The following is a 14,003-nucleotide window of genomic DNA, read 5'->3' on the forward strand; positions in this document are numbered from 1 at the left end:
CCAGTTAGCGGGTACGAAGCGCTGCAAGCAGGCCTTCGATCGGGTGAAAACGAACATCCAGTTCGGCGAGCAACACGCTCTGCATGTCCTTGCGGAAGAGATCCAGCCAGCTATCGGACACCGCGCGTGGTGCGGCCTCGCTGTCGGCTGCTGAGCCATGCGCATGCGCGGTTTCGCGCAGGCGTTCGAAATGCGTGCCGAGCAGGCCCGGCACGGTGTTCAACAAGGTTTGTTCGCGGGGACTCAAGGTCAGCTCCATCACCGCGTCCACTTCGGCCAGCCGCGCCATGTCGGCCGACACCAGCGCCAGCAGGTCGCGCAGCCGCCCGCGCAGGTCGCCGGTGGCGGTGCGCATGGCGCGTTGCATGGCCAGGTAGTGCTGCCGAAACGGCGCGTAGTCAGGCGCTGCAGGTGTTGCTTGCGCATCGGTGGCGCTGCGCGCTGCGGCACGCAGGCGCGCCACCACGGCGTCCAGGTCGGCCACACTGCTGGCGGCCAGGCCCGCGCGCACGCGCGCGCACGCCTGCGCATCCAGCGGACGTGGTTCGTGCAGGTCGGCGGTTTCAGGCAGCTTGCCGTCCAATGCCTTGGACACGGCTACCGCGCGCGTCCAGTCGATCCACTGGCTCAGCCGGTCGGCCAACGCGGGGCTGGAGCGGGCGATACGGGCGTCGCCCAGACGTGCCAGCAGGCGAATGAACGCCGGGCCCGGCAGGGGTGCCCGTGGAGCAGCTTTCGCCATTGTTTCGGTCAAAGACCGCGCAGTTTACACGGGAATGCCACCCTTCGAGGCGGCTATGCGCGCGTGGGGGCTGCTCCGGCCGGCCTTGCCCGCAGGCATTCAGCCGCGCGGCGCAGCAGTGGCGAGGCCGCGCGCGACCTCGGGCGTGCAGGGTCAGGTGGTGTAGAGCGTCAGGGGGATGCCCTGGCGGCGCTGGTCCTGGTAGGTGGCACGCACGTCGCGGCAATACGGGCCGGACATGACGAAGCGGCGGCAGATCGCCGGGCGCGTGTCATAGATCGAACAGCACATGCGCGCGGCATCGATCGCCACGCACCAGCCTTCCTCATCGCGCGCCATCACATGCCAGCCTTCCGGTGTCACGCTGGTCAAGTGGTGAGGAATGTGGTCGGATGGATCGACCAAGACGGTGAGCCGGCAACAAACGGCGTCGCAGCGTTCGCAGAGAGTCTTGATGGGGAAGACCAGAGGGGGCAGGGGCAGTCCGGTGTACGGATGCGCTCGCACCATACACCCTGGATGCGGCGGAGTGTGAACATGCGCTTGCACCGTGGTGGATGCAATGCCCGCGCGCGCAGCGCTCCCCAGGCTTGGTTTCGCGCTCATCCTGCTGCTCTACTGCCGACTTCCACGCCGCGTCCATCCGGCTGCGCCACGATCGGTTGCGTCCGCTCGTCCAGCTGATCGACATTGCGGGCCATGACGCCATGGACTCCCCATGCGATATCCCGCAGGTCGACCAGACGAGACGGCATGTTGCAGCGGTGCGGTGTACACGCAGTGGCTGCGGCCACGCCGCGTTGATGCACAGGTCACGTCTGGATAACTCGCGCGCTCGCAGGCTGACGCTTCGCACCCGAGGGCCGATGTGGCAGCGGGTATTAAATGCAATCGACAACGATCGCTTGAGCGCGATCATCAGGAGTGGGTGATGGGACTTTTGAGAATGGTAACGGCAGGTGCAGTGGGATATGTGGCCTACAAGGCCTGGCAGCGGCATCAGGGCCGTGCCAAGCATGCGCCTGGCGTGTTCAACAGGCTTCAGGACCGGCAGGATGCAGCACGCCACGCAACATCATCGTACGGACACACATCGAAGTACTCGGCCGATAGCAGCCCGGAATCCCGGCAGGCCCTGGGCGCGTTGTCGGTCTTCAACGAACAGGAACGCGCGTTGGCGCAACTGGCCATCATCAAGGGCGTGGATGGGCCAGTGCTGCACTTCGCCCGCAAGATGGATCAGGCGCATAGCGCAACACTGACCGACCTGAGTCGTTTTGCGCCCGAGCGCGGCGGCGATCTGGGCAAAGCGGCCGCAGCCAGCTGGGAGGCGGCACGCAAGCAGCTGGAGCAGTTGCAGGGTCGCAACTTCCAGACGCAGTACCTAAAGGCCAGCGTGACCAGCCATGAGCAGGCGTTGGCATTGCTCGATACCCGCTTCAATGGCGAGCCGGGTTCGAGCGATCTGGGCAAGGCGCTGCAGCGTGTGCGCATTGCGATTGCCGAGCATCTTGCCCAGGCAAAGGCTTTGTGCGCGAAACAGACCCAGTCGCATTGACACGAGGGGGCGTGGCGCTGCAGAACGTGGCGCCACGGCCCTGGTCTCAGGCTGTTTGTACTGAACTAGGCCACTTTCAAGTGCTGTCCGGCACTGGACATGGGGCGACCAGACGGCCGTCGTCTGTCGGGACGCGGCTGACCGCCGAATCACCCGCCCGCGTCGTGCGCACCGTCGCCCACCTGGTGTTTCTCTGGCTTTACTTCAAGCATCGGTGTGCTATCAAGACACCAGGCGCGTATCAGCGTCGCCGGCCGTCGGTTGGCGCGCAACGTCCGCCCGGTGTCTACACCTAGAGCGTGACCGCACCACCGGCGATTGTCAGCAACGCACCTGACGTGTAGCTGGCGGTGTCCGCTGCAAGCATGACGTACGCCGATGCCAGCTCGGCAGGTTGGCCCGGGCGCTCCATCGGGGTCTGCTCACCAAATGTGCGCACCGATTCTTCATCCATACCGGCTGGAATGAAGGGTGTCCAGATCGGACCGGGCAAGACTGCGTTGACACGAATCTTCTTTTCGGCTAGTACACCGGCAAGGCCGATGGTGAGGTTGGCCAGCGCTCCTTTCGAGGCTGCATACGGCAGGATGTTCGGAGTGGGCTTTTTGGACTGTACCGACGCGGTATTGATGATCGACGCGCCTTCGGTCATCAACGGCACGGCCAGCTGCACCAAATGGAATGCCGCATGCACGTTGGTGTCAAACGTCTTGCGCCACTCCTCCAGGGTAATGTCTTCGAAGCGCTGATAAAATGCCTGGTAGGCAGCGTTGTTCACCAGGATGTCCAGCCCGCCGAAATGTTCGTGTACCGTTTTCATCAGCGTCTGCGCCTGGTGATCGTCGCTAATGTCGCAGGCGACCAGCAATGCCCTGACACCGGCCGCTTCGATCAATGCGCCGATTGCGGCGGCATCGTCCTGCTCGTCAGGCAGATAGGCGATTGCCACGTCAGCACCTTCGCGCGCATAGGCAATCGCCACCGCTGCACCGATGCCGCTGTCGCCCCCGGTAATCAGAGCGCGCTTTCCTTTCAATTGACCATGGCCGACGTAGCTGTGCTCGCCGTGATCCGGGCGTGGGTTCATGCGCTCGGTGCGGCCGGGGAACTCCTGCTGCTGTGGCTTGAAGGGAGGGCGCGGATAATTGTCTGTGGGCACGGTCTTCTCCAGAAAATGAATGTTTGGGATGGAGAAAAAAGTGTAAGCGTGCCAACGTCAATAATCGGGCTAGGCGGTGTCGTTGAGGCGTGTATTGTGAATCGCCGCGCTCGTGGAATGCGTCGTCATCGCTCATGTGTCGGTGCGGCTGTGGCTTATGACGTCGCACGCCGTGGCTCATGCGTTTGCGTTGCGGTGAATCATCGCCGTGCTGGCTCGGGCTCAGGTGAGGTTGCGTCGCAGTGCAGTCGATAGGTGCTGCATGCGTACAAGTGGGGCTGGCCGGACGAAAGCAGATCGAGCTTTCAACGGCGAGAAGCATGCAGTGTGGAATTTCACGTGATCGCACGGCGATGTTCATCGTCCTGCAATGCGGTGCCACCTACGCTGGTTCGACACCACTGAAGGCAGACCTATAATGAGTCGTGAGACAAAACAACCCTGGGACCCCAAATCCGATCAACAAAAGCCGTTCACGCCACAGGAGCATCGCAACGAAGATGCGCGGTGGAAGGATCGCGACATGCCCGATGAGGACCCGGACGTGAACAAAGTCGACCCGGAGCGTGACTATGAACGTCCCGACGGCTCAGAGAAGCGCTGATCTCACCGATATCCTGGCAGGCGCTTGCGACTGAGTGATGGACAGGTGCCTACGTGGTGCCTTTCTCGTCATCTGCCTGTGCCCGCATCCGTCTCAAATGCGGCAATGTACTTCTTTGTACTTGTGTCCGACTAAAAACACCCCATGTCTTGAAGACAGACCAGGCGCGCGACATTGCCAGCGCGAGCTGATCCATCTTATTAGGCGCGTTGCAGCGGGTTCTCCTTGCGCCGCGAGGGCGACATAAACTTTGCGCTATTTGGCGGTTTGGCGATGCCGCGCCGCTCAGCGGACCCGAGCATGACGCTTGGCACTGGAAAGTCAGCACGCATCCGTGCGTACTACGACAACCGCCATGATGGCGAGCTCGGCTTGGGAGGCGAGCATTGCCCGATTGCACCGACCATCCTTGCACCCTCGCATGCACACCTGCGGGTGATGCGCAGGCGCTTTCGCGCCGTCGTCACAATTCGCAACCGAACATGTATCAGTCACTTCGGACAGGAGCGCTCATGGACCGTCTTTCCTGCGCCATCATCGACGACGACGTGGAATTCTGCGATCAGGTGGTGGAGTTGGCTACCGATAGCGGTTTCCGCGCCAAGGGCATCCACACCCTGGGCGAAGCCAGCCGCTGGCTGGACAGCAATTTCCCGGACCTGCTGGTGGTGGACGTTGGCCTGCCGGATGGGAGCGGGTTCGACCTGATCGAACGTCTGGACCCGGATCATACCCCGCAGATCGTGGTGGTCTCGGGTGACTATGCCTATGAGACGCAGGGCCGTGCGCAGCAGTGCGGGGCCAGCGAGTTCCTGACCAAGCCGTTCGCGCCCGAGCGCTTGGAGCGCGTGCTGGGCGGGCTGCGCGATGCGCGTCAAGGCAACCTGGGCCTGATCGGCAATAGCGAGTGCATGGCGTTGTTGCGCAAGGACATCGTGCGCGTGGCACCGACCGATCTGAACGTGCTGGTGACCGGCGAAACCGGAACCGGCAAGGATCTGGTCGTGCGGGCCATCCATCGCGTGTCGGGCCGTCGCGGCCGCTTCGTGCCGGTCAATTGCGGGGCGATTCCCGAAGATTTGTTGGCCAGCCAGTTGTTTGGCCATGAGCGCGGCAGCTTCACCGGTGCGGACCGGCGGCATGCCGGATTCCTCGAGCAGGCCGCCGGCGGTACGCTGTTCCTGGATGAAATCGGCGAGATGCCCAAGCGTCTGCAGGTGTATCTGCTGCGCGCAATCGAGTCGCGCAGTTTCATGCGGGTGGGCGGCAACGAGGAAATTCCATTGAATGCGCGGGTGGTCGCCGCCACGCATCAGCATGTGCAACGCGAGCAGGCGGTGCTGCGCGAGGATCTGTTCTACCGCCTCAACGAATATCCGATCCAGATCCCGCCGTTGCGCGAGCGGCGCGGCGATGCGCGGGCGCTGGGCCTGCGCGCCATCGACGAACTCAACGTCAAGTACGGCACGCGCAAGACGCCGACCAAGGCCTTGTTGCGCTACCTGACCCATCACGCCTGGCCGGGCAATGTGCGCGAGCTACGCTCGTTCATCCATTACCTGTACCTGCGTTCGGACGGCGACTTGCTGAGCGCACCCGAGACCGAGCACGCGCTACCGCAGGCTGCCGAGGACGGCCTGCTGATTCCGGCCGGGTGGACCATGCGCCAGGCCGAGGATGCGATGATCCAAACGGCACTGGCCCGCACGCGCTTCAACAAGAAGGCTGCGGCACGCGAACTGGGGATCAGCGTGCGGACCTTGCACAATCGGCTCAGCGACAAGGACGCGTAATGGCCGAGCAGATACTGCAGGGGCAGCGCGAACTGCTGCACCAGTTGCGAAACCGACTCAACGTCATGGGCTTTGCGCTGTACGCGCTGCGCGCCGACACCTCCAAGCCGATGGAGACCTTGCGCAGCGCGCATCAGTCCGCATCTGCGCTGGTGGACCAGTTGGGGGAACAAGAGCGCGCGCTGCAGCAGGCTGGGCACGGCACCGGGGAGGCCGTGCCGGCGGAAGACGACAGTCGACGCAACCGCTGACACCGACACTGCATCCACTTCTACCGGGACGGCATCGCCGCGCAGTAACCTTCAGGCTGCCTTGCTGGCCTTGGCTGCCTTCGCGTTACCCCCTTGGTCGGCCAGCAGGGTCAACTTTTCATCGGTGGCCTTCTCCTCTTCCAGTGTGGCTAGCAGCAAGGGCAGCGCGTCGGCATAGCCAAGCTGCTTGGCCATGGCGGCGATGGTGCCGTACGAGGCGATCTCGTAGTGCTCCACCTTTTGCGCACCACCGATCAATGCCGCATCGCGGACAGGGCCGGCTTCGATTTCATCAATGATTTCGCGGCTTTCTTCCACCAGGCCTTCCATTGCCGCGCACTTGATGCGCTTGAGCTTGATGCCGAGCAATTCCACCACCTGGTCGATGCGTTCGATCTGCCCCTGGGTTTCGTCCAGATGGGTTTCGAAGGCCTGCTTGAGCTTTGGCTCGGTGGCGGCGCGGGCCAGGCGTGGCAGCGATTTGGTGAGCTGCTTCTCGGCACTGTAGATGTCCGACAATTCGTGGATGAACAGATCTTCGACGGTCTTGATCGCCATGGATGATTCCTTTGGGGTAATGAGGGGTGACACGCTGTGGCGCATCGCCTTTGAAGCTGGAACGCTGCAGCGAGTTGCATAGCTGGGATACATCGCGCAGTGCTGCTCTGGAGCCAGCGTGCCTTCGGGGCGGTACGGCGTGATCGCTACGCTAGCGCCGCGCGTGTTAGCGGGATTACTGGGTACGGTGATCCCGTTGCGATGACGGCCTGTGCCGTGGCGCGAGAGGACCACCGGTCGGCGCAGCGACTCAGGCCGCGGGAAACAGCCGTGCCAGTTCGCGCACGGCTGTTTCGCTCGCTGCGCGGTCGGGCCTGTCATCGGCATTGTCGAAGTCGTGGGCACCTTGCGACTGCACCAGCAATCCATCGCGCTGCGGCACCACGTTGAGGTTGTGGCCGCGCCAGACCAGCCCGTAGCTGACCTCCGGTTGCGGGATCAGGCGCGCGGTCTGCCCGCGCACCGGGATCACGCTTGTATCGCCCAGTAGGGCGCGCGCGCCGTAGCCGGTGGCATTGACCAGGATTCTTTCGTGCAACTGACCGAACTGGCGCGGGTCTTCGAAACTGCGCGTGTACAGTTCGCCGCCGGCCTGCAGGAAATCCTGCAGCAACAGCGGTGCACATGCGGCTGCACGCTCACGCTGCGCCTTGATGGTAACGCCTTGTCTGCGGCACAGTTACGCTGGCCAGGTAAGCTGGCAAGCGCGACGCAGGCATACCGTTACGTTGCCTGGCCTGCCCGATTTCGTCCGCCGATTCCGGTCTTTGAGGTCGTATCGGCGGCCATTCGTCGCCTGGGGCTTTTCCCGCCACGCGCGGCGGCTATGCTCGCTCCCGTCCACTCAACGAGCGCCTTGTCCGTGTCTGCCAGCGTCTTCCTGATCGTGCGTATCATGTTTGCCTGGGCTGCCGCATTGGTGGTGGCGGCGATCATGTGGGCGCAGCTGTTCGGCTCGACCGGCGCGTTCTTCGGGCTGGCGTGCATCGTGCTGCTGACACTGGCCTTGATGAGTGCGATCACCCATGTGCGGCGCGTGCGCCTGATCGCCGGGCGGCTGGACCACGACACCTTGTCCACCCGCCAGCGGCGCCAGATCGAAGTGCCGCTGGAAGCGCGGGCCAGCTTTGCGGTGGTGGAAGAGGCGGTGCGCGCGCTGCCACGCGTGCAGGACATCGAATGCGCACCGGGTAGCCTGCTGATCCGCGCGCGGGTGCGTCGCATCGACCCGTACGAGGGCCGCAAGCCCTCACGCTGGAATCTGTTCGCGCGCTTTGCCATCACCCACAACCAGGTACTGGTGACGATCACCCCGGGGCAGGGCACCAGCAGCTTCACCGTGCTGTGCGAACCCGATGCCGGTGCCTGGGTGGATCTGTTCGCGGTGGACGAAGGCAGCAACTACGAGAACGCCGAGGCGATCAACCGCGCGGTGGTGCGCCGGGTGGGCGAACAACGCCGCGACGAGCAGGCCACGGTGGAGCAGTCGGTGATGGAGAAGGAACTGGCGGTGGCACGGCTGAACCTGCTGCATGCCCAGGTGGAACCACATTTTCTCTACAACACGCTGGCCAGTGCGCAGGTGCTGGCGCGGACCGATCCACCGCGCGCGGACATCATGATCGGGCACCTGATCCAGTACCTGCGCCGCTCGCTGCCCAGCGCCGACGATGCCACCTCCACCCTGGGCGAAGAACTCGAACGCACCCAGGCCTACCTGGAGATCCTGCGCATCCGCATGGGCGCGCGGCTGGCGCTGCAGGTGGAAGTGCCTTACGCGCTGCGCAGTCTGCCGCTGCCATCGATGATGCTGCAGACCCTGGTCGAAAACGCCATCAAGCACGGGCTGGAACCCAAGCCCGGCGGCGGCACCGTGTGGATCCTGGCACGCCGCCTCGACGCCCAGGCCACGCTGACCGTGGCCGACGACGGCCAGGGCTTCAACACGCACAGCCATGGCACCGGCATCGGCCTGAAGAATCTGCGCGAGCGCCTGCAGCTGATCTACGCCGGCCAGGCGAGCTTCGCCATCGTCTCCAATTTCCCCAGCGGCGTGGCGGCCACCATCACCCTGCCGCTGCCGGCCTCGTTCATTGGCGAAGTGCGCCAGCTGCCGCCGTTGCCCGAGACGGCGGTCGACATCACCAAGGTGCAGGCATGAGCGCGCTGCGTGCGGTGATTGCCGAAGACGAGGTACTGCTGCGGCAGTCGCTGCTGGCGCTGCTGGCCGACGTATGCCCGTCACTGCAAGTGGTGGGCGAGTGCGAAGACGGTGCCAGCGCACTGGAGACCATCGCCACCCAGCAGCCGGATGTGGTGTTCCTGGATATCCGCATGCCCGGGCTGACCGGCATCGAGGTGGCGCGTGCGATGCGCGAGGTCAGCCCGCACACCCAGGTGGTGTTCGTCACCGCCTACGACCAGTACGCCATCGATGCCTTCGAACACGGCGCGGTGGACTACCTGCTCAAACCGATCAACCGGCAGCGCCTGCAGGCCACCTGGCAGCGCGTGCAGCAACGCGCCGCCGCCGGCCAGCCCGGTGGCGGCCTGCTGGACGCCTTGCTGCAACGCCTGTCCGCACGCCCGGCCGCCGCCAATGCGCCTCCGCCGCTGGCCTGGCTGACCGCCAGCAGCGGCCGCGAGACGCGCCTGATCGCACTGGAGGAGGTGGCGTATTTCCAGGCCGACCAGAAATACACCACGGTGATGACCGCCGCCGGCGAAGCGGTGCTGCGCACCCCGCTGCGCGAGTTGCTCGACGCATTCGACCCGCAGGTGTTCAAGCAGATCCACCGCTCGACGATCGTCAACATGAAGGCGGTGGCCTCGGTCATCCGCGACGACACCGGTAAGGGCCGGCTGCATCTGCGCGGCCGCAGCGAGACGCTCACCGTCAGCCAGCCCTTCATGAGCCTGTTCCGCGGCATGTAATTCGTCATTCCCCCATTCGCATCGACTGAAAGGACTGCCTCCATGCGCCTGCTCGCCTCCCTGGTCTATTGCCTGCTTGCCCTGGCCGGCTGCCACGAACGCACCGGCACCACCTCGATCACCCGCGCCATGAGCGATGGCCGCGATGTGATCTTCAGCAAGACCCTGGTCACCGACACCGAGACCAACGTGCATTGCCTGGCCAGCAGCAGCGGCCAATGCCATTACCTGGTGTATGAGGAGCAATGCCCCGCTGCCGACCCAGGCAGCAGGACGCCGGCACCGGGCTGCGCACGCCGGACGCTGGACCAGTTCGCGCTGCTGCCGGGCCAGATCCGCGCCTTGCGTGGCGTGCCGAAGGCCGCGCATACCTGCGTGGATGCCACCGCGCCCGGCGCCGACTGCCATGGCTAGGGCGCATCCAGCGTGTAGCGGCGGCCAGGGGGTGTGCGCATGCACCGCGATCGCGGGCGGCAGCGGTGTCGTGCGTGTGCTTCCCGCCCGTGTAGGCGAGCGCCGTGGCGCCGCAACCGTGACACCCAGGTCTGCCAGGGCTGTCGATCCCGGCGCCGTATCGACACTCGCCTGAATACGCACTGACGGCAAGCGGCCGCTTCTGCGATGATTGCCGGCTTGTTGCCGGTTCACGGCGCCATCACTGCCAGGCTTCTTTCATGTCCGAACATTCGTTGCGCCGCGACGTTGGCCCCTTTGCGCTCATGCTCACCGGCCTGGGCTCGATCATTGGTTCCGGCTGGCTGTTCGGCGCCTGGCGCGCGGCCGGTCTGGCCGGCCCCGGCGCCGTCTGGGCCTGGGTGCTGGGCGCGGCGATCATCACCACCATCGCGCTGTCGTATGCCGAGCTCGGTGCCATGTTCCCCGAATCCGGTGGCATGGTGCGCTACAGCCACTACTCGCACGGCTCGCTGGTGGGCTTCATCGCCGGCTGGGCCAACTGGATTGCCATCGTCTCGGTGATCCCGGTCGAAGCCGAGGCCTCGGTGCAATACATGGCCTCCTGGCCCTGGCCCTGGGCGCAAGGGCTGTACGTGCAGGCGCCTGGCGGGGCCGGCGAACTGTCGGTTCCGGGGCTGCTGATTTCGGCGGTACTGGTGCTGGTGTACTTCTTCCTGAATTTCTGGAGCGTCAAGCTGTTCGCGCGCTCCAATACGCTGATTACCGTATTCAAGCTGGTGGTGCCGGCCGCCACCGGCCTGGCCCTGATCGCCAGCGGTTTCCATACCGAAAATTTTAGCGTCGGCATCCACGGCGATGCGCATGTGATCGACCTGGCCGCGGTGCTGACCGCCGTGGCCACCGCCGGCATCGTCTTCAGCTTCAACGGTTTCCAGAGCCCGGTGAACCTGGCGGGTGAGGCGCGTAACCCGGGCCGCAGCATTCCGTTCGCGGTGCTGGGCTCGATCGCGCTGGCCACGCTGGTCTACGTGATCCTGCAGGTGGCCTACATCGGTGCGGTGCCGCCGGACCTGCTGGCCAAGGCCGGCTGGCACGGCATCGACTTCCGCTCGCCGTTCGCCGAGCTGGCTATCATCGTCAACCTGCACTGGCTGGCGATGCTGCTGTACATCGATGCCTTCGTCAGCCCCAGCGGCACCGGCATCACCTATACCGCCACCACCGCGCGCATGGTCTACGGCATGGAAAAGAACGGCACCATGCCGGCCGTGCTGGGCAAGCTGCACCCGGTGTGGGGCGTGCCGCGCATGGCGATGTTCTTCAACCTGGCGGTGTCGTTCGTGTTCCTGTTCTTCTTCCGCGGCTGGGGCACGCTGGCGGCGGTGATCTCGGTGGCGACCATCATTTCCTACCTCACCGGCCCGATCAGCGCGATGGCGCTGCGCCGGCATGCACCGGAACTGCACCGCCCGCTGCGCATCGCCGCCTTGCCGGTGCTGGCCGGCGTGGCCTTCGTGATGGCGACCGAGCTGCTGTACTGGGCGCGCTGGCCGCTGACCGGCGAGATCATCCTGCTGATGGTGGTGGCCTTGCCGGTGTACTGCTACTACCAGGCAAAGCAGGGCTGGCCGGACCTGCGCCGCAACCTCAAAGGCGCGGCCTGGATGATCTGCTACCTGCCCACCATCGCGCTGGTGTCCTGGGCCGGCAGTACCGACTTCGGCGGCCATGGCTACCTGAGCTACGGCACCGACCTGGCCGTGGTCGCGGTGGTTGGCGTGGTGTTCTACCTCTGGGGCGTGCGTAGCGGCTGGCGCACCCCGTCGGTGGAGCAGGCGGTGGCGCGGGCCTGAGTGGCTCGTGCAGCTCTACCTGCGGGGCGTGCCGTTGTTGTCGCCCGACGGTGGCGCGGCGCAGCATCGGCGACAGGGCATTGACTCTGTCGCCAGCGACAACCGGGGTCTCTCATCTCCCCAGTCATGGCGCCAATACAAACGGCCGGTGCACTGTGCACCGGCCGTTCGTGTCTCTGAAACACTGCTTGGAACAGACCCACCCGGCGGAACCCTGGCCGGCGGTATGACGGCTAGCCGGCGTTGGCCACCAGCCGCGGTGCGCCGTCGAAGCGGTCGAGGTCGCGCAGCAGCTCGGTGTAGCGGCGCAGCCGGCCCATTTCGCGCATGTTGACGATGTCCTCGTGGCGCAGTTCGCGCTTGGAGGTCACTTCCTGCTTGTAGTGCAGCACTTCGGGGTAGCGACGGGTCATGTCCAGCGCGTCGGCGACGCACTCCACCGAGTCGGCGTCCGGTGCCACGCGTGCGCGGCTATTGAAGGCGCGCAGCCAGCGCTCGAAGCCGGCGCTGTGGTCGAACAGGTCGGCGATGTACCACATGATGAACAGGATCGACGCCCACGAGGTGAAGATAATCACCACCCTGCTGAAGGTGAGGTGGTAGTCGTTCTGCCATAGCTGATGGGTAATGACACCGAGCAGGACCAGCGAGATCGCCTGCCAGCCGATGATCGAGGCAATCACCCACTGCTTCTTGGCCACCTTGAGCAGAGTGAGCTCTTCGTCGAGCTGCTCATCGGTCTTGTCGCGCCAGAAGGCGACCTGCTCGTCGAAGGAGCGCCGATGGAGTGCGTTGTCCTGCAATAGCAGGCCTAAACCCTGGAACAAAGCGATCATGACAGGCTCCTGACGGGTGGCTGGTACGAGCGGCTTGCTGCACCGGTGGTGGCTGGTGCCCTGGAGCGACCGACGCGCCGCCGTGCAATACGGGGCGGAGATCGGACAGCCCTAGTTCTAGCACTTTCGCTGCGCATGGCAATGCCTGGGGCGAACCGATGGCCGCCAGATCCTGCGCAGTGGCGCACAAAACGCTGAATTCAGGCGGTTTTGCGGCGATCGAACGAAACCGGGGATCTTGTATGCGGGAAATCTTGTTGCACTGCACACCGGGATATGGCGCCAGGCGCCGCGTTGCGACGGTGGCCCAGCGGCGGGACACGCACATCCCTGGCCTGCGACGGCAGGCGGGCCGGTATCATCGCTACATGTCTTCTGTTCTACGCGCCCTCAGCGCACCCGCCGCCGAACAGATCCGCCGCTGGGTGCTGGGCGCGTTTCCGCGTGGGCAGAGCAGCATCGAATACGATCAGCCGCTCGGCGACCCCGGCATCTTCGGGCCCGACAGTGTCACCTGGCGCGTGCACTCGGAGTTTCCGGGCATGTTGTCGGGCGGGCTGTGCGCCTTGATGCTACAGTTGCTGCATCCGCGCGCGCTGGCCGGTGTGTACGATCATTCCAACTTCCGCACCGACCTGATCGGGCGGCTGCGGCGCACCACCAACTTCGTGGCCGGTACCACCTACGCACCGCAGGCCGAGGCCGAGCAGCTCATCGCGCGCGTGCGGCGCATCCACGCGCAGGTCCGCGGCCATACCGCCGACGGCCTGCCCTACGACGCCAACGATCCTGCGCTGCTGACCTGGGTGCACGTCACCGAAGCCTACGGCTTCCTGCAGGGGTGCCGCCGCTATTGCCGCGACGTGCCGGCGGCCATCGCCGACCGCTACTACGACGAAGCACGCCGCGTGGCCGAGGCGCTGGGCGCCGGCGATGTGCCCGCCAGCCAGGCGCAGGTGGAGGCGTATTTCGCCTCGGTGCGCGGCGAACTCCGCATGGATGCTCGCTCCCGCGAGGTACTCGACATCCTGACCAGTATCCAGTTGCCGGTGCCGGCGGCCGGGTTGTCGCGCGGCGTGTTTCTCGGTGCCGGCACCGCGCTGCTGCCGGACTGGGCCCGCGACATGCTTGGCCGTACCACTGCGCAGCGTGCACAGGCACGCGCATCGGCACGCCTGCTGCGCGCGTTGTCGCCGTTGTTCCGCACCGCGCTGCGCGATGGCCTGTCCGCGCGCGCCTGCCGCCGCATGCAATTGCCGCAGACACTGTTGCTGGAGTGGCCTGCGTAAGCAGGACCG

General features: G+C 65.2%; 15 protein-coding genes and 1 pseudogene. 9 read left to right on the forward strand and 7 right to left on the reverse strand.

Features of this window, described 5'->3' with window-relative positions; genetic code table 11:
- Positions 1–4: 4 nt before the first annotated feature.
- The 3 genes from XcuCFBP2542_RS06650 to XcuCFBP2542_RS19565 form a co-directional block, all read right to left on the reverse strand.
- Entirely contained in the window at positions 5–742 is a 738-nt protein-coding gene (locus tag XcuCFBP2542_RS06650) for a DUF3348 domain-containing protein (RefSeq protein WP_104602821.1), read from the reverse strand.
- Positions 743–895: 153 nt separating this feature from the next.
- Positions 896–1,252: a YkgJ family cysteine cluster protein gene (locus XcuCFBP2542_RS06655; RefSeq protein WP_104602822.1), complete on the reverse strand. Its 357-nt coding sequence runs from the start codon at positions 1,250–1,252 to the stop codon at positions 896–898.
- Positions 1,253–1,344: 92 nt separating this feature from the next.
- A complete protein-coding gene (locus XcuCFBP2542_RS19565) occupies positions 1,345–1,497 on the reverse strand; it encodes a hypothetical protein (RefSeq protein WP_158251438.1) in 153 nt (50 codons plus the stop codon).
- Positions 1,498–1,673: 176 nt separating this feature from the next.
- Here XcuCFBP2542_RS19565 and XcuCFBP2542_RS06660 point away from each other — a divergent pair, with 176 nt between their 5' ends.
- Complete coding sequence (locus XcuCFBP2542_RS06660; protein ID WP_104602823.1) at positions 1,674–2,300, forward strand: DUF4142 domain-containing protein; 627 nt, start codon at positions 1,674–1,676, stop codon at positions 2,298–2,300.
- A gap of 292 nt (positions 2,301–2,592) precedes the next feature.
- Here the strand turns inward: XcuCFBP2542_RS06660 and XcuCFBP2542_RS06665 are convergent, their stop codons facing one another.
- Positions 2,593–3,459: an SDR family oxidoreductase gene (locus XcuCFBP2542_RS06665; protein WP_104602824.1), complete on the reverse strand. Its 867-nt coding sequence runs from the start codon at positions 3,457–3,459 to the stop codon at positions 2,593–2,595.
- A 418-nt stretch (positions 3,460–3,877) separates the two neighbouring features.
- On the opposite strand from XcuCFBP2542_RS06665, the gene XcuCFBP2542_RS06670 reads away from it, so the two are divergent.
- The 3 genes from XcuCFBP2542_RS06670 (at position 3,878) to XcuCFBP2542_RS06680 (ending at position 6,107) form a co-directional block, all read left to right on the forward strand.
- A complete protein-coding gene (locus tag XcuCFBP2542_RS06670; protein ID WP_104602907.1) occupies positions 3,878–4,063 on the forward strand; it encodes a hypothetical protein in 186 nt (61 codons plus the stop codon).
- A gap of 512 nt (positions 4,064–4,575) precedes the next feature.
- Complete coding sequence (locus XcuCFBP2542_RS06675) at positions 4,576–5,856, forward strand: sigma-54-dependent transcriptional regulator (RefSeq protein ID WP_104602825.1); 1,281 nt, start codon at positions 4,576–4,578, stop codon at positions 5,854–5,856.
- Positions 5,856–6,107, forward strand: a complete 252-nt coding sequence (locus XcuCFBP2542_RS06680) for a hypothetical protein (protein ID WP_104602826.1) — start codon at positions 5,856–5,858, stop codon at positions 6,105–6,107. The genes XcuCFBP2542_RS06675 and XcuCFBP2542_RS06680 overlap by 1 nt, the downstream gene beginning before the upstream one ends.
- A 51-nt stretch (positions 6,108–6,158) precedes the next feature.
- Here the strand turns inward: XcuCFBP2542_RS06680 and XcuCFBP2542_RS06685 are convergent, their stop codons facing one another.
- Together XcuCFBP2542_RS06685 and XcuCFBP2542_RS06690 are read right to left on the reverse strand one after the other, a co-directional pair.
- Complete coding sequence (locus XcuCFBP2542_RS06685) at positions 6,159–6,665, reverse strand: YciE/YciF ferroxidase family protein (protein WP_104602827.1); 507 nt, start codon at positions 6,663–6,665, stop codon at positions 6,159–6,161.
- 250 nt (positions 6,666–6,915) lie between these two features.
- A pseudogene (locus XcuCFBP2542_RS06690) lies at positions 6,916–7,296 on the reverse strand (FAD-dependent oxidoreductase); the annotation flags it as partial.
- A gap of 231 nt (positions 7,297–7,527) precedes the next feature.
- Between XcuCFBP2542_RS06690 and XcuCFBP2542_RS06695 the strand changes: the two are divergent.
- The 4 genes from XcuCFBP2542_RS06695 to XcuCFBP2542_RS06710 all read left to right on the forward strand — a co-directional run bounded on the left by XcuCFBP2542_RS06695 (position 7,528) and on the right by XcuCFBP2542_RS06710 (position 11,869).
- Complete coding sequence (locus XcuCFBP2542_RS06695) at positions 7,528–8,826, forward strand: sensor histidine kinase (protein ID WP_104602908.1); 1,299 nt, start codon at positions 7,528–7,530, stop codon at positions 8,824–8,826.
- Positions 8,823–9,599 (forward strand): LytR/AlgR family response regulator transcription factor, encoded by a 777-nt coding sequence (locus XcuCFBP2542_RS06700; RefSeq protein ID WP_104602828.1) that lies wholly within the window; start codon positions 8,823–8,825, stop codon positions 9,597–9,599. Before XcuCFBP2542_RS06695 ends, XcuCFBP2542_RS06700 begins: the two co-directional genes overlap by 4 nt.
- A gap of 42 nt (positions 9,600–9,641) precedes the next feature.
- Complete coding sequence (locus tag XcuCFBP2542_RS06705) at positions 9,642–10,013, forward strand: hypothetical protein (protein WP_104602829.1); 372 nt, start codon at positions 9,642–9,644, stop codon at positions 10,011–10,013.
- Positions 10,014–10,273: 260 nt separating this feature from the next.
- Positions 10,274–11,869: an APC family permease gene (locus XcuCFBP2542_RS06710; RefSeq protein ID WP_104602830.1), complete on the forward strand. Its 1,596-nt coding sequence runs from the start codon at positions 10,274–10,276 to the stop codon at positions 11,867–11,869.
- A gap of 233 nt (positions 11,870–12,102) precedes the next feature.
- Here XcuCFBP2542_RS06710 and XcuCFBP2542_RS06715 read toward each other — a convergent pair whose 3' ends face one another.
- Positions 12,103–12,705, reverse strand: a complete 603-nt coding sequence (locus XcuCFBP2542_RS06715) for a hypothetical protein (protein WP_223214370.1) — start codon at positions 12,703–12,705, stop codon at positions 12,103–12,105.
- 368 nt (positions 12,706–13,073) lie between these two features.
- On the opposite strand from XcuCFBP2542_RS06715, the gene XcuCFBP2542_RS06720 reads away from it, so the two are divergent.
- The gene (locus XcuCFBP2542_RS06720) at positions 13,074–13,994 is read left to right on the forward strand and encodes an oxygenase MpaB family protein (RefSeq protein WP_104602832.1); all 921 of its coding nucleotides are present in this window, start codon (positions 13,074–13,076) and stop codon (positions 13,992–13,994) included.
- Positions 13,995–14,003 lie beyond the last annotated feature (9 nt).

The sequence above is a fragment of the Xanthomonas cucurbitae genome (assembly GCF_002939885.1).
Taxonomy (GTDB): Bacteria; Pseudomonadota; Gammaproteobacteria; order Xanthomonadales; family Xanthomonadaceae; genus Xanthomonas; species Xanthomonas cucurbitae.